Origin of the sequence: Halalkalibacterium ligniniphilum (assembly GCF_000334155.1) — a bacterium.
Taxonomy (GTDB): domain Bacteria; phylum Bacillota; class Bacilli; order Bacillales; family Bacillaceae_D; genus Halalkalibacterium; species Halalkalibacterium ligniniphilum.
In genome coordinates, this window is record NZ_ANNK01000052.1 from 1 (window position 1) to 18565 (window position 18565).

General features: G+C 41.3%; 15 protein-coding genes. All 15 read left to right on the top strand.

Annotation, left to right across the window (positions count from 1 at the left end; translation table 11 throughout):
• Positions 1–230: 230 nt before the first annotated feature.
• The 15 genes from BLT_RS0104480 (at position 231) to ytxC (ending at position 18165) form a co-directional block, all read left to right on the top strand.
• Positions 231–950, top strand: a complete 720-nt coding sequence (locus tag BLT_RS0104480) for a response regulator transcription factor (RefSeq protein ID WP_017726614.1) — start codon at positions 231–233, stop codon at positions 948–950.
• A complete protein-coding gene (gene pnpS / locus BLT_RS0104485) occupies positions 943–2703 on the top strand; it encodes a two-component system histidine kinase PnpS (RefSeq protein WP_017726615.1) in 1761 nt (586 codons plus the stop codon). Before BLT_RS0104480 ends, pnpS begins: the two co-directional genes overlap by 8 nt.
• 491 nt (positions 2704–3194) lie before the next feature.
• Positions 3195–4151 (top strand): FtsH protease activity modulator HflK, encoded by a 957-nt coding sequence (hflK, locus tag BLT_RS0104490; protein WP_017726616.1) that lies wholly within the window; start codon positions 3195–3197, stop codon positions 4149–4151.
• Positions 4151–5083, top strand: coding sequence for a protease modulator HflC (gene hflC / locus BLT_RS0104495; RefSeq protein ID WP_017726617.1), 933 nt, complete (start codon positions 4151–4153; stop codon positions 5081–5083). The genes hflK and hflC overlap by 1 nt, the downstream gene beginning before the upstream one ends.
• Before the next feature lie 363 nt (positions 5084–5446).
• Positions 5447–8077 (top strand): DNA polymerase I, encoded by a 2631-nt coding sequence (gene polA / locus BLT_RS0104500; RefSeq protein WP_017726618.1) that lies wholly within the window; start codon positions 5447–5449, stop codon positions 8075–8077.
• A gap of 15 nt (positions 8078–8092) precedes the next feature.
• A complete protein-coding gene (mutM, locus tag BLT_RS0104505) occupies positions 8093–8917 on the top strand; it encodes a DNA-formamidopyrimidine glycosylase (RefSeq protein WP_017726619.1) in 825 nt (274 codons plus the stop codon).
• A 64-nt stretch (positions 8918–8981) separates the two neighbouring features.
• Complete coding sequence (ytaF, locus tag BLT_RS0104510) at positions 8982–9617, top strand: sporulation membrane protein YtaF (protein ID WP_017726620.1); 636 nt, start codon at positions 8982–8984, stop codon at positions 9615–9617.
• Positions 9618–9637: 20 nt separating this feature from the next.
• The gene (coaE, locus tag BLT_RS0104515; protein WP_017726621.1) at positions 9638–10237 is read left to right on the top strand and encodes a dephospho-CoA kinase; all 600 of its coding nucleotides are present in this window, start codon (positions 9638–9640) and stop codon (positions 10235–10237) included.
• A gap of 325 nt (positions 10238–10562) precedes the next feature.
• Entirely contained in the window at positions 10563–11594 is a 1032-nt protein-coding gene (locus BLT_RS0104525) for a glyceraldehyde-3-phosphate dehydrogenase (protein ID WP_017726623.1), read from the top strand.
• A 295-nt stretch (positions 11595–11889) separates the two neighbouring features.
• A complete protein-coding gene (gene speD, locus BLT_RS0104530) occupies positions 11890–12273 on the top strand; it encodes an adenosylmethionine decarboxylase (protein ID WP_017726624.1) in 384 nt (127 codons plus the stop codon).
• Positions 12274–12860: 587 nt separating this feature from the next.
• The gene (nrdR, locus tag BLT_RS0104535) at positions 12861–13319 is read left to right on the top strand and encodes a transcriptional regulator NrdR (protein WP_017726625.1); all 459 of its coding nucleotides are present in this window, start codon (positions 12861–12863) and stop codon (positions 13317–13319) included.
• A gap of 173 nt (positions 13320–13492) precedes the next feature.
• On the top strand, positions 13493–14953 hold the full coding sequence (locus BLT_RS0104540; RefSeq protein ID WP_017726626.1) for a replication initiation and membrane attachment family protein: 1461 nt from the start codon (positions 13493–13495) through the stop codon (positions 14951–14953).
• A complete protein-coding gene (gene dnaI, locus BLT_RS0104545) occupies positions 14954–15892 on the top strand; it encodes a primosomal protein DnaI (RefSeq protein ID WP_017726627.1) in 939 nt (312 codons plus the stop codon).
• A gap of 64 nt (positions 15893–15956) precedes the next feature.
• Positions 15957–17069 carry a cyclic dehypoxanthinyl futalosine synthase gene (mqnC, locus tag BLT_RS0104550; RefSeq protein ID WP_017726628.1) on the top strand — a complete coding sequence of 371 codons (1113 nt, stop codon included), beginning with the start codon at positions 15957–15959 and terminating at the stop codon, positions 17067–17069.
• A gap of 241 nt (positions 17070–17310) precedes the next feature.
• Complete coding sequence (ytxC, locus tag BLT_RS0104555) at positions 17311–18165, top strand: putative sporulation protein YtxC (protein WP_017726629.1); 855 nt, start codon at positions 17311–17313, stop codon at positions 18163–18165.
• Positions 18166–18565: the final 400 nt, after the last annotated feature.

The following is an 18565-nucleotide window of genomic DNA, read 5'->3' on the forward strand; positions in this document are numbered from 1 at the left end:
GCGCTTGTGCTTTTTTTAGAAGGAGTGGTACCTTTGTTCCATCAGACATAGTGGCTGTACAATTAAGGTGAAAGGGTAACAAGCCTTATAAATACCTAGGGATGAGTGAGCACTCTATCCTTTTGCTAACTCCTATCCATCTTTTTGTTATAATAAAGAAAAAACAATTTTGGGATGGCATTTTGAGAAACCGGTTCGAAAATTTTTGAGTAGAGTATGGAGGATGAAAAATGTCACAAAGGTTGCTAGTCGTTGATGATGAAGAATCAATTGTAACGCTTTTACAGTTTAATTTGGAACAGTCAGGATACGAAGTTGTAACAGCCATGGATGGGGCTGCTGCATTGCATTTAGCAAAGACAGAGACGTTTGACCTTGTCATTCTTGATTTAATGCTACCTGAGATAGATGGCCTAGAGGTTTGCAAACAGCTAAGGCAGAACAAAATCCTTACACCGATCTTAATGTTAACGGCCAAAGACGATGAATTTGATAAAGTTCTTGGTTTAGAGCTTGGTGCTGACGATTATATGACAAAGCCATTTAGTCCAAGAGAGGTTGTTGCTCGAGTTCGGGCGATTTTAAGAAGAGTCGTACATACAAAAGATACAATGGAGGAAAAAACGGATTCAGAGCCCACAATTAAAATTGGTGAGGTCGAAATTTTTCCGGAAAATTATGAGGTTTTTTTTCGAAAGCAGCCATTAGAGTTAACGCCAAAAGAGTTCGAGCTGCTTTTATTTTTGGCTAACAATAAGGGAAGAGTATTAACACGTGATCAGCTGTTAAATGCAGTTTGGAACTATGAATTTGTGGGTGACACACGAATCGTGGATGTTCATATTAGTCATTTGCGTGAAAAAATTGAATCAAATACGAAAAAGCCAGTCTACATTAAAACGATACGAGGCTTAGGATACAAGCTTGAGGAGCCCACATTGAATGGTTAAGTTCCGTAATCGATTGATTGTTTCGATATTAACCGTTACGTTGCTTGTCATGGCAGGGTTAGGGATTATCATTGGTCAAATGTTCAAAGATTTTTATGTGGATAATTTAACGAATCGGATGAAAAAGGAAGCAAACCTTGCCGCCTATACGATCCTCAATGGAAACCTTGAGCCTGAAACAACACAAATGCTAGCAAGGCAAATTAGTGAAAACCTAGATGCTCGTGTGACCGTTATTTTAGCCGATGGGACCGTGATTGGTGAATCCGAAACAGACCCTGAGATAATGGAAAATCATTTAAATCGTCCAGAAATAGCGGCCATTCGTGAAGGAGTTGTTCGTTACAGCACAACGGTTGAAACAGAGCTATTATTTTATGCGGTACCTCTCAAAACGGAGATGGACGAGACAGCTGGATATCTTCGTTTGGCGATTCCAATTCAAACCCTTGACCAAATGAATCGGACGATTTGGGGTATTTTAGCGTTTAGCTTTACGATCGCCTTTATTGTAATTATGTCTGTCACGTTTCGGGTTGCAAACCAAATGGTTAAACCGATTGAGAATGCGACAATCGTTGCGAATGAGCTTGCGGAAGGAAATTTTAAAGCGAGAACAGCAGAGGAAAGTAAAGATGAGGTGGGGCAGCTGAGCCGTTCCATTAACGTGCTTGCCTACAACCTCGAACAGGTCACAAAACGACACCAAATGCAGCAAGAACGCCTTGAAACCTTAATTGAAAACATGGGAAGCGGGCTTATTTTCATTAACACAAGAGGAGACATTATCCTTTGCAACAAGACGTGTCAGGATATTTTTGCTGAAAACACGGACCTATGGATTAATGAGCTTTACCATGATGTCATTAAACACAAAGAGATCATTAAGATTGTCCAAGATATTTTTATGACAGAACAAAAGCAACGCCGTCAAATTAAGCTACCCATTCACTTAGAGGTTCGTCATTTTGACGTATATGGTGCACCAATCATAAGCAATCATGAAAAGCTGAAAGGGATTGCCCTTGTGTTCCATGATATTACAGAGTTAAAAAAACTGGAGCAAGTCAGAAAGGACTTTGTCGCCAATGTTTCTCATGAGTTAAAAACACCTGTCACCTCCATTAAAGGATTTACTGAAACGCTTCTTGATGGGGCGATGGATGATGAAAAGCTGAGGGAGAAGTTTTTAAAAATCATTTGGAAGGAAAGTGAACGACTCCAAAGCCTTATTCAAGACCTGCTTGAATTGTCAAAGATTGAACAGCATTATTTTCAACTGAATTTACAGCAAACGAATTTGGCTACAATCGTAGAGGATGTCGTAACGCTATTAAAATCAAAGGCAGAAGAGAAGGGGATTATGCTTGAATTCTCTTCGACAGGTTCTTTTGATTTGCAAGGGGATCCTGAACGGCTTAAACAAATTGTGATTAATTTAATCAATAATGGGATTATGTATACACCAAGCGGAGGGCGTATTACGGTTGCTTTAAAAGAAAACGGTGACGAGCTTGAGTTAACAGTTCAAGATACAGGAATCGGTATTGGGGAAGCTGAAATCCCACGAATTTTTGAACGTTTTTACCGGGTTGATCGAGCACGGAGCCGAAACTCTGGAGGGACTGGATTGGGTCTTGCGATCGTGAAGCATTTGGTTGAAGCTCATGATGGAAAGATTCGAGTTGAAAGCGTAGTAGGAGGAGGGACGACATTCATTATTGCGTTTCAGCGTCAACAACTTGAAGAGTGATGGCAGGAAGCACAGTGATTTATCCGCTTTACAAAAAATTAACAAACCCTTCATGCTGAATTAATGGTTAGGCTCTATAATGAAGGCGAACGGTTTCTTAATGCCATCGTAAAGAATTGTTTGTTCATCCCTGCAATTCATTTACGAAGCTGTTTTACATCCCCTTGAGCGGGACGAAAGCACCCCCCTTTAGCTTTCGTCCCTTTTTCTGTTCAGTCGATCGAGTGACGAATGAAGATAACTCTCAGAGCCCACTTAGCCTCTTAAAAGCAGCTGTACCTACATATTTTGTTAAGAAGCAAAGAAAATACAATGAGTGCCTCTCTTAGTAAAAGATTGCCTTCTTTTGTAAAAATCCCTACAGTATACGCATAATTTGTACTATAATGATAGTATTGTAAAATAACCTAGTGAAAAAATGAATTCTTTGAAACTAGAACCATCTATTTAACGTATAAAAAGAAAAAGACAACAAAGAGGGGGAGATGATCATGAGCATTAAGCAAATACTCGTCAGCTTTGTTTCGTTAATCGGAATCGTGATACTAGGTCTTTTCCTAGTTACGGGCTGGTATATTGTTGATGAGACAGAGCAAGCCGCACTCATTACCTTTGGACGAGTGGAAGAAACAATTGATGAGCCAGGGTTGAAATTTAAAATGCCATGGCCGGTTCAACGGGTTGAAATTCTTTCAAGAGGAACCTTTAATTTACAAGTTGGTTATCAAGAGGATGGCGGAGAAGTCGTAGAATTTACCGATGAAGCCAAAATGATCACAGGGGATGAAAACATCCTATTTGCTGACTTGGCGGTTCAGTGGCGAATTACAGACCCGGAACAATATTTGTACAGTACAGAGGATCCTGAGGCGTTATTGTATAACGCTACATCATCTGCTCTTCGCAATGTCATTGGTAGCTCGAGCGTCGATGATGCTCTGACGGATGAGCGTCCCACGATTGAAGCCTCTGTGTTCGAAAATTTGGTTGAACTAATTGAGCTCTATCAAATCGGCATTAGTATTTCAGATGTGAAGCTACAGGACGTGGAGCTTCCAACACAAGAAGTTCGTCGTGCATTCACAGAAGTAACGGATGCCCGTGAAGAACGACTTACGAAGATTAATGAAGCAAATCGGTATCGAAATCAAGAAATGAATGAAGCTGAAGGGGAAAAGGACGCGATCATTTCAAGAGCAGAAGGTACGAGAGCAGAGCGAATTGAAACGGCACGAGGTGACGTGGCTAGATTTAATGCCCTATATGAAGAATACCTCGTCAACCCTGAGGTAACAAGACAGCGACTCGTCCTTGAAACATTGGAACAGGTCTTACCTGATACAGAAATCTACATTATGGATAGCTCGAATGATACTGTAAATTATTTACCGATTCGTCCGCTAGAACGTCGTCCTGAAGCAGCAACGACCGAGGGGGGTGGCAACTAATGAGTGATAACAACATCGTCGATATTGCTGAAAAGAGACAGCCAGAGGAATGGCGTAAATACATAAAAGTAGGAGCCGTTACTGTTATTCTTGTCGGGTTAGTTGCCGTTCTCCTATCAAACCTGTTTATCGTTGAACAAGGAGAATACAAAGTAGTTCGTCAATTTGGAGAAGTTGTACGTATCGAGGATGAGCCTGGGCTAAAGTTTAAAGTACCCTTTATTCAATCGGTAACGACCTTGCCGAAATATCAGATGGTCTACGACATTCCCACTGCTGAAATCAATACCCGTGATAAAAAACGGATGCTTGCTGACCACTATGCTTTATGGAGAATTGAAAACCCACATAATATGATTTCAAATGTTGGGACGTTTCAACGAGCGGAAGCGATTATGGGTGAGCTGATCTTTTCGGCGATTCGAGCTGAGCTCGGCCAGTTGGATTTTGACCAGATCATTAATGAAGATGAGGGCTCACGAGGCGGAATTAATGAAATGGTAAAAGAACGGGTAAATGAAGCATTAGCCCGGAATAATTATGGCATTATTTTAACGGATGTTCGAATGAAACGAACGGATTTACCTGAGGAAAATGAAGAAGCCGTCTATCGTCGTATGATCTCTGAGCGTCAATCGACGGCACAAGATTATTTGTCTCAAGGGGACGCGGAAGCAAATCGGATCCGTGCAAACACCGACCGTGAAGTCCAAGAAATTCTTGCTACTGCCAATGCCGATGCCAATGAAATTATTGGTGAAGGGGAAGCTGAAGCTGCACAAATTTACAATGATTCCTTCGGTCGTGACCCTGAATTTTATCAATTGTATCGGACGCTCCAATCGTATGAACAAACGATCAATGATCAGACGGTAATCGTTTTACCTGCTGATTCTCCATATGCCCGTATCTTAATGGGATATTTAGATTAAGGGGACATTGGAACCTATTTAATCATACCGGTGTGAGAGGAAAGTCTCTTTATTTTCTACTTGAGAACTGTCCCATATCGGCAGAAAACCCTCAGAAGGATTCGGTCTTTCTTGAGGGTTTTCCTTTTAACGGCTCAGTAAGTATAAAAAATTATGATGATTGTCTGAACGCACAAAAAAAGCTGAGGCTTTCACCATTAAGAACTTGGCGATAAGCTAAGTTTTTCAAAATTTTTCAAAGCTGTAGCTAAAGCTAGCGCTTAATGCTCACTTCTCTCCTAAGAACAATGTGCTTTTTCATTCAAATAGACAGTATGCTACAATAAAACGAGAAATGTACGAAAAAGAAAGGGAGTATCTCCTTTGAATAAACTTGTATTAGTTGACGGGAACAGCATTGCATATCGTGCTTTTTTTGCCTTGCCGCTATTGAACAATGACAAAGGTGTCTATACAAATGCAGTGTACGGATTTACGACGATGTTATTAAAAATATTAGAAGATGAAAAGCCTACTCATATGCTTGTTGCCTTTGATGCTGGAAAGACAACATTCCGGCACGAGACATATGGTGAGTACAAAAGCGGGCGTCAAAAAACGCCCCCTGAATTGTCCGAGCAACTTCCGCTTATTCGCGAATTGCTTGATGCCTTTAACATCTCACGTTTTGAAGTGGAGAACTATGAGGCTGATGATTTAATTGGAACGCTTGCAAAGCAAGCTTCAGCAAAAGGATGGGAAGTCAAGGTCTATTCAGGTGATAAGGATCTGCTTCAGCTTGTATCTGATCATGTAACGGTTGCCCTTACACGTAAAGGAATTACGCAGGTGGAAACCTATGATACAGAAGCGATTGCTGAAAGATATGGGATTACCCCGAAGCAAATTATTGATATGAAAGGCTTAATGGGGGATAGCTCTGATAACATTCCTGGTGTTCCTGGAATCGGGGAAAAAACCGCGTTGAAATTACTAAAAGAGTATGGAACGGTTGAAAACGTGCTCGAAAACATTGATAGCATTTCAGGCAAGAAAATGAAAGAGCGTCTTGAAGAAAACCGCGACCAAGCTCTAATGAGCAAAGCGCTTGCAACGATTTATACCGAGGCGCCGATTACGTTGGACGCTGATGAGTATGTGTTCGGTGACTATGATAAGCGTGAAGTCGTGAAGCTTTTTAAGGAGCTTGATTTTAAGTCTTTGATTGATAAGTTTGATGAAGATGGCACAAAAACAGAAAAGCAGGAGCTAAAGGAGCTTGAATTCACCAAGGTAGAGGAAGTAAAAGACGAGCATTTACATAGCCCTTCGGCCGTTGTTGTGGAGGTGCTTGAAGAGAATTACCATCAGGCAGACATTCTTGGGTTTGCACTCGTTCATGAAAAAGGTCGTTATTTTATCCCCACTGAGGTTGCTCTTCAATCTGAGGTCTTTGTCGCCTGGACAAAGGATGAGAACCAAGAAAAATGGGTATTTGATGCAAAGCGTGCTGTTGTGGCCCTTGGCTGGCAAGGGATTGAATTTGATGGTATCCGCTTTGATTTGCAAATGGCGTCCTATTTGCTCGACCCGTCCTTATCCTCCCACGGGATTCATGACATTTCCGAACGAAAAGGGAAAGGGAATGTTTATGACGATGAAGCTGTTTATGGAAAAGGGGCAAAACAAAAGGTTCCGGACGAAAAGGAGCTTTCTGAGCACCTTGTTCGAAAAGCGGATGCGATTTTTGTTCTAAAAGATGTACTAGAGGAAGAGCTACGAGAGAATCAGCAATTTGAGCTATTTCAAGAGTTAGAAATGCCACTTTCGGTTGTATTAGGGCGAATGGAAACAACAGGTGTAAAGGTCGATGTTGAACAGTTAAAACAAATGGGTGAGGATCTGCATGAACGCCTTGCAACCCTTGAGCAAAAAATTCATGAACTAGCAGGTGTTGAGTTTAACATTAATTCGCCGAAGCAATTAGGGGAAATCTTGTTTGAAAAATTGAATCTCCCTCCAATTAAAAAGACGAAAACAGGGTACTCTACGTCTGCTGATGTGTTAGAGAAGCTTGCAGGCGATCATGAGATCATTGACCATATTCTTCATTACCGTCAATTAGGCAAGCTAAGCTCTACGTACATTGAAGGTTTATTAAAAGTCGTTCATGAAGACACCCATAAAATTCATACACGTTTTAACCAAGCCTTAACCCAAACAGGTCGTCTAAGCTCAACCGATCCGAATCTACAAAACATTCCGATTCGACTAGAGGAAGGTCGAAAAATTCGTAAAGCCTTTGTCCCGTCAGAAAAGGATTGGGTTATCCTTGCCGCCGATTATTCACAAATTGAGCTCCGTGTCCTTGCTCATATAGCAGAGGATGAAAAACTAATGGAAGCCTTCCAAAAGGATATGGACGTTCATACAAAGACGGCAATGGATGTTTTCCATGTAAAAGAAGAAGACGTAACGTCAAATATGCGTCGCAGTGCAAAAGCGGTCAATTTTGGGATTGTGTATGGTATTAGTGACTATGGTCTTTCACAAAGTTTAAATATTACAAGGAAGGAAGCTGCGGAATTCATTGAACGTTATTTCGAAAGCTACCCAAAAGTGAAGGATTACATGGATTCGATTGTTGAGCAGGCTCGTGAAAACGGCTTTGTCACAACCTTGCTTCACCGTCGCCGTTATTTGCCTGATATTACGAGTCGAAATTTCAATAAGCGAAGCTTCGCGGAACGAACGGCGATGAACACGCCAATTCAAGGAACGGCAGCAGATATTATTAAAAAAGCGATGGTCAATATGGCAAGACGTATTGAAGAGGAAGGTCTTGAAAGTCGATTATTGCTTCAAGTGCACGATGAACTGATTTTTGAGGTTCCACGAGAGGAACTCGATACAATGAAAAAGCTTGTTCCAGATGTGATGGAAAAAGCAGTTGAGCTAAATGTCCCTCTAAAGGTAGATGTGGAATCGGGTGACTCTTGGTATGATGCAAAATAAGGAGAGACGTAAAACATGCCAGAATTACCAGAAGTAGAAACAGTAAGACGTACCTTAACACGTCTTGTTGTTGGAAAAGTGATTGAGGATGTGACGGTAACATGGCCAAAGATGATCAAACGTCCTGACGATGTAGAGCAATTCCGGCAGCAATTAATTGGACAAAAAATTCATGAGATCGGCAGAAGAGGAAAGTTTCTCCTCATCCGATTGGATAGCTATACGCTTGTTTCCCACCTGCGAATGGAAGGGCGGTATGGCTTATACAAAAAAAGAGAAGAGAACAACAAGCATACACATGTCATTTTTCATTTTACTGATGACACAGAGCTAAGGTATCAGGACGTTCGGAAATTTGGGACAATGCACCTTTTTCCCATCGGTACAGAAGAAAAAGAACCACCTCTTGTGGCTCTTGGCATTGAGCCGTTTGCTGAAAGCTTTACACCACAACTCTTGGTGGAAGCATTTAAGAAAACAAACCGCAAAATCAAAACATCCTTGCTTGACCAAGGAACGGTTGTAGGATTAGGCAATATTTATGTAGACGAGACATTGTTCCGAGCAGGCATTCATCCCGAGCGGCTCGCTAAGGACTTATCAGAAGAAGAATATGTCCGTATACACAAGGCGATGATTGAAACGTTAAAGGAGGCCATTGATTTAGGAGGTAGCTCGATTAAGTCCTATGTCAATGGGCAAGGAGAAATGGGGATGTTCCAACAAAGGCTTGATGTTTACGCACGAAAAGGGGAAGCATGTAACCATTGTGGTGCTGAGATTATCAAAACAGTGGTTGGTGGAAGAGGTACACATTTCTGTCCATCTTGTCAAAAATAACGTACGTCGAATAGGCTCTCGCCATATACTATCGTAACTGTTTTTTTGGAGGGAGCTTATCACGATGGTAGAGATTCTTTCATTATTTGCACTTGCGCTTGCTGTCAGTTTAGATAGCTTTGGGGTTGGTTTAACCTATGGTCTTCGGAAAATGAAGCTGCCGTTTAAATCACTATGCTTTATCGCAGGGTGTTCAGCAGCTTCGATTTTACTTGCGATGATTTTTGGTTTAACGATTCAGCAATATGTATCACCGACTGTGGCAGAGTCACTTGGGGGAGGCATCCTCGTACTGATTGGAGCATGGGCTTTGTATCAAGTGTTTCGCCCTGCAAGAAATAGTGCAAAAACGAAAGAGGATCAGATTATCCTGAATTTTGAAATTAAAGTTCTTGGTGTTGTGATTCGAGTTCTGAGAAAGCCAATGGTCGCTGATATGGATGATTCAGGAACAATAACTGGTCGTGAAGCATTGTTGCTTGGAATTGCGTTATCGTTAGATGCGTTTGGAGCGGGAATTGGAGCCGCTTTTATCGGATTTTCACCGTTGTGGCTAGCCTTATGTGTCGCTTTTATGAGTGCTTCTTTTGTTACCCTTGGGATGAAAAGCGGCTACCGCTTTGCTGAATCGTTATGGATGAAGAAATTTTCATTTATTCCTGGATTATTATTAATATTATTAGGCATTTCCAATTTGTAAGTGCATAAAGGAGATACGGCATGATTATTGGCTTAACGGGTGGAATTGCAAGTGGAAAAACAAGTGTGTCAAAGATGTTTAAAGAGCTGAAAATTCCCGTTGTTGATGCGGATCAAATTGCCAGAGAAGTGGTTCAACCTGGAGAGGATGCGTATAAACGAATAGTGGCTCATTTTGGTAAAGGCATTCTTCAAGAGGACGGTACAATTGAACGAAAAAAATTAGGTGCGATTGTTTTTAATGATGACTCAGAACGGAACGTGTTAAATGGCATTGTTCACCCTGCAGTCCGTGAAAGAATGCAGAATCAGCGGAAGGAGTATGAGGCACAAGGAGCAAAATCCATTGTTTTTGACATCCCTCTTTTATATGAAAGCAACCTCTTTCATCTTGTTGATAAGGTTCTTCTCGTCTACGTAGATGAAGCGGTCCAACTAAAAAGGTTGATGGATCGAGATCAAGCAGGGGAAGAAGATGCACAAAGTCGAATCAGCTCACAGCTCCCTTTAAAGGGAAAAATCGAAAAAGCTGATGCAGTGATTAATAATAACGGAACATTGGCTGAAACGAGAGCACAGCTTGAAAAGATTTTGGATGAATGGAACGTAAAACCCTCATGATAATAAGCGTGAGGGCTTTTTTTGTGTGTAAAAGGGGACAAAGCTGAAATTCCAGGCAGAGAAAGCAGCAAAGCATTGCGGCATTTCGCGCTCACACCTTTTTATAAAGGTTGTATATTTGTTGCCAACTTTGCGAAAAGAGCCAACACGTTTAAACATGATGCTTGATGGAGGAAAACCTCTAGGGATTCGTGGAATTTTTTCTTTTCATCAAAAAAACGAAAAATTAACTGTAAATTAATCGTCCTTTAATTATAAAATATGTTATACTATTTTTAAGAAAATGATAATTAAGTATAGCATATATATGAGAGGGGATAAGACAATGAAAGCTAAAGTAGCGGTTAACGGGTTTGGACGAATTGGAAGAATGGTATTTAGAAAAGCCATTCTTAGTGACAACATTGATGTTGTGGCGGTGAATGCATCTTATCCGTCTGAAACTTTAGCGCACTTGATCAAGTATGATAGCATTCATGGGGCTTTTTCAGGGGAAGTTATCGCAAAGGAAGATGCGTTATTGATAAATGGAAAAGAAGTGAAGCTTCTTCAATCCCGTGATCCAAGAGACTTACCGTGGAAAGAGCTTGGTGTTGACATTGTCATTGAAGCGACTGGTAAATTTAAAACAAAAGAAACAGCGAGTTACCACCTTCAGGCAGGGGCCAAAAAAGTCATTATTACAGCGCCAGGGAAAAATGAAGATTTAACAGTGGTAGTCGGTGTAAATGAAGGCGATTACAAGCCTGATGAGCACCATATTTTGTCCAATGCATCTTGTACAACGAACTGTTTAGCGCCAGTAGCAAAAGTGATTGATGAGTCCTTTGGAATTGAAAGCGGAATGATGACAACCGTTCATGCGTATACCAATGATCAAAAAAACATTGATAATCCTCATAAAGATTTACGACGAGCTCGCGCGTGTGGACAATCAATTATCCCTACATCAACCGGTGCGGCAAAAGCGATCTCAAAAGTATTACCGCACTTAGAAGGAAAGCTGAATGGGATGGCATTACGTGTTCCCACTCCAAACGTATCTCTTGTTGACCTCGTTGTAACGGTTAAGCAGGATGTAACAGTTGAAGAAGTGAATCTTGCCCTTGAAAACGCGGCTAATGGATCACTTAAGGGTATTCTAGGCTTTACAACAGAACCGCTTGTTTCCATTGATTTTAATGGAAATGAAAATTCATCGATCGTTGATGGCCTTTCAACAATGGTTATGGGCACTCGCCAAATTAAAGTGTTAGCATGGTACGATAATGAATGGGGCTACTCTTGCCGAGTGGTTGATCTCGTTGATTTGGTTGCAGCTGAGATCGTAAAAGCTGCAGAAGTTACGGCCTCATAATTGAATAAGCTTCTATCGTTTGCTCCATACTAAGCAAGTCGTCTCTCCCTTTAATTGAAACGAAAAATAGACATTGCTCAAATGTGACATGAGTGGTTCTTAAGATAAGCAAAAGTTATTGCATTGAATTTCTAAAACCAGTATACTGTTTTTCGTGAACTTCAATTAAAGCAAATTAGGAAGAGTTTTGTTACAGAAAGGGTTAGGACCTCTCTGGACTAACTTTCCCCCCGTGTAATGAAACATTCCTACATGCTTGAGAAGGCATGAATTTTTTAAAAGGGGGATTCAACTTATGGACACTATGGGTCGTCATGTAATTGCCGAGCTTTGGGGCTGTGAAGTGGAAAAGTTGAATAATATGAACTACATCGAACAAGTATTTGTCGATGCTGCATTAAAGGCAGGAGCTGAAGTGCGTGAGGTGGCTTTTCATAAATTTGCCCCTCAAGGAGTAAGTGGAGTCGTGATTATTTCAGAATCTCATCTTACGATTCACAGTTTTCCTGAGCATGGTTATGCAAGCATTGATGTCTACACATGTGGAGATCGAATCGATCCAAATGTGGCATCAAACTTTATTGTCGAAGCTTTAGGTGCTAAAACGAGTGAAGTCGTTGAGTTACCAAGAGGTATGGGACCGATTCAAGTTGAAAAATCAAAAGCAAATGCATTGTAAATGAATACTAAGAGGTGCCAATTGTGCACCTCTTTTTTGATTATATGGGTTAAATCACGAGTTCTACACGTGGGAAAACGGCTGACGGTCAATTTCGAGTCCCTTTGGGGGTTGTCGGTAAAGTGCCCTTAGTAGGGAGAAATCGAACGTGTATGATTGAACATGCGAACAATGCACAACCTTAGCGGAGGAAAAATACATAGACTCCTGCGGAAAGGCAAGGGTGAGACCCCAAAGTGCAAAAAGCACGAGGAGACTTACTAGCCGCTCGCGGAAAGTGAAGGATATTTCCAAAGCGAAGGTTATGCATCAACGATCATGACGTTCAGATTTCTTATCAATCAAAACTCTTTTGTCCAAATTGATGCTTTCATCAAGTTGTCTTTATCCTTGGCTTTATTTGTTCATTCGTCTAATGTGGTATAATATAGAAGGAAGATGGAGATTATAAAGCATTTAGGCTCTCGCTTAGGAGGCGTGCTTGTATAAAGCGACTTGTCACTTTCACTCTTTTTCTATATCATAAAAGGTAAGAAAAAACGTCGAAGAATGGAACGCTGCAGGATGCAGCTAGTGGAGATGATTGTATGCGATGTCCAGCATGTCATCATAATGGTACACGAGTGCTTGATTCACGCCCAAGTCATGAAGGGCGTTCAATTAGGCGAAGAAGGGAATGTGAATCATGTAACCACCGTTTCACGACCTTTGAAATGGTGGAGGAAGTTCCGTTAATTGTGGTGAAAAAGGATGGAACCCGTCAAGAGTTCAGCCGCGACAAAATTCTACGTGGCTTAATTCGGGCATGTGAAAAACGCTCGGTACCTTTAGAAACATTAGAAGGAATCGTGAATGAAGTAGAACGAACGTTACGCGGCAAGGGAAAAAATGAAATCGACAGCAAAGAAGTAGGTGAGCTTGTCATGGAGCAGCTTGCTGCCATCGATGACGTAGCCTATGTTCGATTTGCTTCTGTATACCGACAGTTCAAGGATATTAATGTGTTTATCCAAGAATTAAAAGAGTTAATGGAACGGAACCAATAAAAGAAGGGAGCTTAAAGCGTACGTTGCTTCAAGCTCTTTTTTGGCGACTAGTGCGCCTGTTGTTAGACTGCTGGGGAGACTTAGCAGTCAATCTACTTTTTACAAGTAATAATAGTAGAACAATTGCCTTTATAATAGAGAAAACGTTGAACAAGGGAGAGGGGGAGAAAACCATGAGCTGGCATTGGAAGGAGTTACTTCCTGTCGATCGGTATACGGTTCGTACAGCAGATTATCTTAATGACCTTGACCAAAAAGTAGTAACCTTACTGTATCAACCACTTATCGGGACGATGGCTTACGGCTTATACCTAACCCTTTGGAGTGAACTTGAGCGGGATGAGTATTGGAGCAAGGAGCAAACCCATCGCCATTTAATGTTAATGATGGGGGTGACACTGGAAAATATTTACCAAGAACGAAAAAAGCTAGAAGCTATTGGGTTGCTTCGTACCTATAAGCGCAAAGATCAGGAGACAACGTCTTATCTGTATGAGCTGCAGCCACCAATGTCCCCTCAGCAGTTTTTTGAAAATGATGTGTTAAGTGTGTATATCTATAATCGACTCGGAAAAAGTCAATACCTTGCGCTCCGGGATCGTTTTATGGTGGATGTGGTTGATAAAAATGAATACGTGGAAACGACATATTCCTTTGATGAAGTGTACACGTCATTGCATCATTCGGAAATTGTTTCAAATCACCAGTCAGAAATGGGAGAGGCTCTTTCTATGAGCGAAAAGCAAGAGCTTTTGTATAAGAGAGGCGAGGATGAGCTCTCATTTGCAAAGAGTTCGTTTGATTTCGAGCTAATGAAAAACGATTTGTCGAGCTATATTGTCCCAGAAAACGTGCTGACAGAGGAAGTGAAACAGACGATCCTGAGGCTTGCGTTCGTTTATCGGATTGAACCGCTACAAATGAGTCGGATTCTTCAACAAGCTTTAATCCATGATGATGAGGTTGACATAGGGGAGCTACGAAAACGTGCTCAAGAATGGTACAAGCTTGAGCATGGAAATGAACCGCCAACACTCGCGATGCAAACACAGCCTGTTAAACATCGAACAATGGTAAAGAAGGAAGCACAAACGGAGGAAGAGAAAGTGGTGGCTCTCTATGAAACGACGTCACCGTTAACCTTGCTTGAGAGTCGTTCAGACGGAGCAAAGGTTCCGCTTGCTGATGTGAAAATCATTGAAAATTTATTGATTGATTATCAATTACTTCCTGGTGTGGTGAATGTTCTCCTTGATTATGTATTAATGCGAAACAACATGAAGCTGTCTAAATCATTAATTGAAAAAATAGCTGGGCATTGGGCTCGCAAAAAGGTTAAGACTGTCGTGGAAGCGATGAAGCTTGCAAAGGAAGAATACAATCAAAGTGAGGAACGAAAAAAGCAAATCGAGCAAGGAAAGCACCTTGGAAGACCACCTGCAAATGGAAGGCGGAAAAACACACGTCGTGATACCCTACCGAAATGGCTTCTTAATGAGCAAGCGAATCTAGAGCAGAATCAAAATGTAGCGGCGAAAAAAGAGACGACAAAGAGCTTTGATGAAGAAAAACGAGAATTTGAGCGACTTATGGAGGAACGGAAATTACGCATGCAGCGAAAGGGGGAAGACTAGGTGGAATCGATTCAATCGTCTTTAAAACAATTTTCAACTGGAAACCGCAATTTTCAGCAGCGATTACAAGCATTAAAGGAAACAGTGCTTCAGGATCAGTATGTTCAACAGTTCTTACGTGAACATGAAGAAGTCGATGATACGATGCTTGAACAAGGTCTTCCGAAGCTTTATGAGTTTCAGAAGGAGCAACATCATTGTGCCCATTGTCCTGGTCTCCAAGCGTGTCCGAACATGATGAAAGGGTTCCAACCCACTCTGATCGTCAACCGTCATTTCCTTGATCTTCAGTATAACCCTTGTTCAATTAAGATAGAGGTCGAACGTGAAAAACGAAAGCAATCGTTAATCAAATCACTGTACATTCCTAAAGAAATTTTAGAAGCGCGCTTTGACAATGTAGAGTTTGATGGTGAACGCTCACATGCCAGCAATGCAGCACTTAATTTTGCTTTGACGGCGAAGCCGGGAGAAGATGGGCATGGTCTCTATTTTTATGGGAAGTTTGGTGTCGGAAAAACGTATCTGATGGGTGCGATCGTCAATGATTTAAAAGAGAGAGAGATTGATTCGGCGATTGTGTATGCCCCTGATTTTTTTCGGGAAATGAAATATGCGATTGGGGATGGGACGTTTCAACAGAAGCTTGATTATGTAAAGTCAGCAGCTGTCCTTATTTTAGATGATCTTGGGGCAGAAGCAATAACAAGCTGGACGCGTGATGATGTGCTTGGAGCGATTCTCCAGCATCGGATGATGGAGAAATTGCCAACGCTTTTCACCTCAAATTATGATTATGATGAATTGGAGAAGCATCTTTCGTACTCAGATAAAGGTGGCACTGAAGAGCTAAAGGCAAAACGGGTAATGGAACGGATTCGGCATTATACGACACCTGTGTTTGTTGAAGGGAAAAACCGGCGTGCGCATCGTCCGTGACGCCCTTCATTATCTATGTTAGTATGGAACTAGCAGACTTTGAAAACGTTGGGGGTTTAACGGCATGAGTATTGATGCAATATTGGAGCGAGCGGTCAGTGGGGAACGGATTTCCATGGAGGATGCAGTCAAGCTTTACGAAAGTGACGAAGTTGAAAAGATGGGCGAAGCTGCGAATAAAATCATGGAAAAATGGCACCCTGAGCCGATCACAACCTTTGTAATCGGACGAAATGTCAATTATACAAATTTTTGTGATACGTATTGTCGGTTTTGCGCATTTTATCGTGCACCTGGTTCAAAAGAAGGGTACGTGCTTAGTGATGATACGATTTTTCAAAAAATCCAAGAAACGATCGATGTTGGTGGAACGGAAATTTTAATGCAAGGGGGAACAAACCCTGATTTGCCGCTTAGCTATTATACTGAGCTGCTTCAAAACATTAAAAAGCGGTTTCCTGATATTTGGATGCATTCCTTTTCTCCTGCGGAAATTTGGAAAATCGTTGAAGTATCAGGCTTGTCTCTTGAAGAAGTGTTACGGGAATTAAAAGAAGCGGGGCTAGATAGCATGCCTGGTGGTGGAGCTGAAATTTTAACCGAGGAAACCCGCCTTCGTGTCAGCCGTCTGAAAATTACGTGGGAGCAGTGGATTGATGCGATGAAAATGGCGAAAAAAGTTGGCATGCACGGCTCAGCGACGATGGTGATTGGGTTTGGTGAATCATTTGAAGAGCGTGCTTTGCACCTTCAGCGAATTCGTGATGCCCAAGACGAAACGGAGTGCTTTACGGCATTCATTTCTTGGCTCTTCCAGCCTGAAAACACCGGGATGTATAAAACGAAAAAGCTAACACCACGTGATTATTTAAAAAATGTCGCGATTTCACGGATCTTCCTTGATAATATTCCAAACTTCCAGTCTTCCTGGGTTACAATGGGACCAGAAATTGGAAAGCTCTCTCTTCAATACGGATGCAACGACTTCGGAAGCACAATGATTGAAGAAAATGTCGTATCTGCTGCTGGAACGACACATAAAGTGAACACAAATAAGATTCTTCGCTTAATTCGCGAAGCGGGTAAGATTCCTGCGCAGCGGACAACAGCATATGATATCATTCGTGTCTTTGACGAAGCTGAATCAGCGGAAAAAGACTTTGTGATGCAAAACTAAACAATCGGTGTCCACCTCGCTCTAGTATAGGAGCGGGGGTTTTTTGTATGTTAAGAAACTATAAGTTTTTTAACATAGCCGTTTATCGATGTAGTTATTGAAGGTCTAAGGATGGCGAAAAAATTCAATCATGTTTTCGAAGAGGAGACATAGGATGAAGTAGAGCCTGTCAACGAGCGATTCCACACAGCGGTGTTCTATATATAGTGGTCATTTTCTTGGAAGGTAAGGAGGAGTGCTTGTGATTTCGATTCATTTTGAGGAAAAAAGTGACTGTCAGCAGCTGTTTCAGCAATTAAGTAGCTATATGAAGCGCTATGCAAAGTTTGGTTTAAAAGGACATGTACAAGCTGAAGGTTCAGAAATGATTCTTGTGAACTATGAAAATGAGCACGTGAACTTCTATGACTCATTTCAACCTTTTCTTGCTTCGGTTCTGACGGAATATGTGATTGCCACGAAAGAAGAGGAGTGGCTCCTCGATATTATTGAGACAATGTTTTATTTTACAGATGAAGAAGAGCAGCAGCAAATTTTAACGATTGCACGGGCAATTTTAGAAGGAGATCGAAAGGATTTGCCCTCACTTTCTCCATTTTTTAATCGACGGGCATTTGTCTATGAGGCATTCTCAAAGCATATCGAAGAGGAAATGACCTTTTATTACGAACCGTTCATAACCTTTCGGCTTCGGGAGTATGGTGAAATGTTAATTGATTGTGTAGAAATTGCCATTGATGAGTATATGATGGAGCAAGAATATCAAAATATGGTCGAGGATTTTCGCCAATACATTCGATTGAAGAAACCAAAGCGGGATAAGCTCATCCTAGTTCATGACGGAACCTTCACCTTTTACGATGAGCATGCTTGCAAAATTTCAAAAGAAGAAATCTTATTTCATCTCCAAGAGGATCTTGTATTTGAGCAAGGAGTGGCAATAGAAGAAATGGTGATTAGTCCACTTGTTTGCATGCTGCCTGAAACGGTGAAAGTGTTCTCAAATAACAACGAACATGGTGTGATCTTAACAATTCAGACGATTTTTCAAGAGAGAATGGAGCTCTATCCTTTGGAAAAATTTAAATTAAATTAGCCATGAAAACGTTGACATGCATGTAAAGGATCAGGGCAAGAATTTTAAAAATGCCCTTGATTTTCTTTATTGCAATCCATATAATACTACATATCAACTAGATGATGTTTGAATAGTCGTGATGAGGACATGGGTCGCATGGACGGTTTCCAGAGAAGGGAGTTAATGGTGAAAGCTCCTTAACATGAAATGCTGACTTACCACCTCTAAACTGCAGCGGGGAAACGAATTTTTTCGGAGTATCTGTTGCCGGTATGAGCCGTTATACTCAAGCTTGAGCCATTGACATTATTTTTGTTGATGGGAACAAGGGTGGAACCACGAGCTAACACTCGTCCCTTTTGATGAGGGATGGGTGTTTTTTTAATGCTTTCTTGACGTGGTTACATTAACTGAATGA

Coding starts and splice junctions, on each gene's coding strand:
- BLT_RS0104480 (WP_017726614.1), top strand. CDS start 231: ATGTCACAAAGGTTGCTAGTCGTTGATGATGAAGAATCAATTGTAACG.
- pnpS (WP_017726615.1), top strand. CDS start 943: ATGGTTAAGTTCCGTAATCGATTGATTGTTTCGATATTAACCGTTACG.
- hflK (WP_017726616.1), top strand. CDS start 3,195: ATGAGCATTAAGCAAATACTCGTCAGCTTTGTTTCGTTAATCGGAATC.
- hflC (WP_017726617.1), top strand. CDS start 4,151: ATGAGTGATAACAACATCGTCGATATTGCTGAAAAGAGACAGCCAGAG.
- mutM (WP_017726619.1), top strand. CDS start 8,093: ATGCCAGAATTACCAGAAGTAGAAACAGTAAGACGTACCTTAACACGT.
- ytaF (WP_017726620.1), top strand. CDS start 8,982: ATGGTAGAGATTCTTTCATTATTTGCACTTGCGCTTGCTGTCAGTTTA.
- coaE (WP_017726621.1), top strand. CDS start 9,638: ATGATTATTGGCTTAACGGGTGGAATTGCAAGTGGAAAAACAAGTGTG.
- BLT_RS0104525 (WP_017726623.1), top strand. CDS start 10,563: ATGAAAGCTAAAGTAGCGGTTAACGGGTTTGGACGAATTGGAAGAATG.
- speD (WP_017726624.1), top strand. CDS start 11,890: ATGGACACTATGGGTCGTCATGTAATTGCCGAGCTTTGGGGCTGTGAA.
- nrdR (WP_017726625.1), top strand. CDS start 12,861: ATGCGATGTCCAGCATGTCATCATAATGGTACACGAGTGCTTGATTCA.
- BLT_RS0104540 (WP_017726626.1), top strand. CDS start 13,493: ATGAGCTGGCATTGGAAGGAGTTACTTCCTGTCGATCGGTATACGGTT.
- mqnC (WP_017726628.1), top strand. CDS start 15,957: ATGAGTATTGATGCAATATTGGAGCGAGCGGTCAGTGGGGAACGGATT.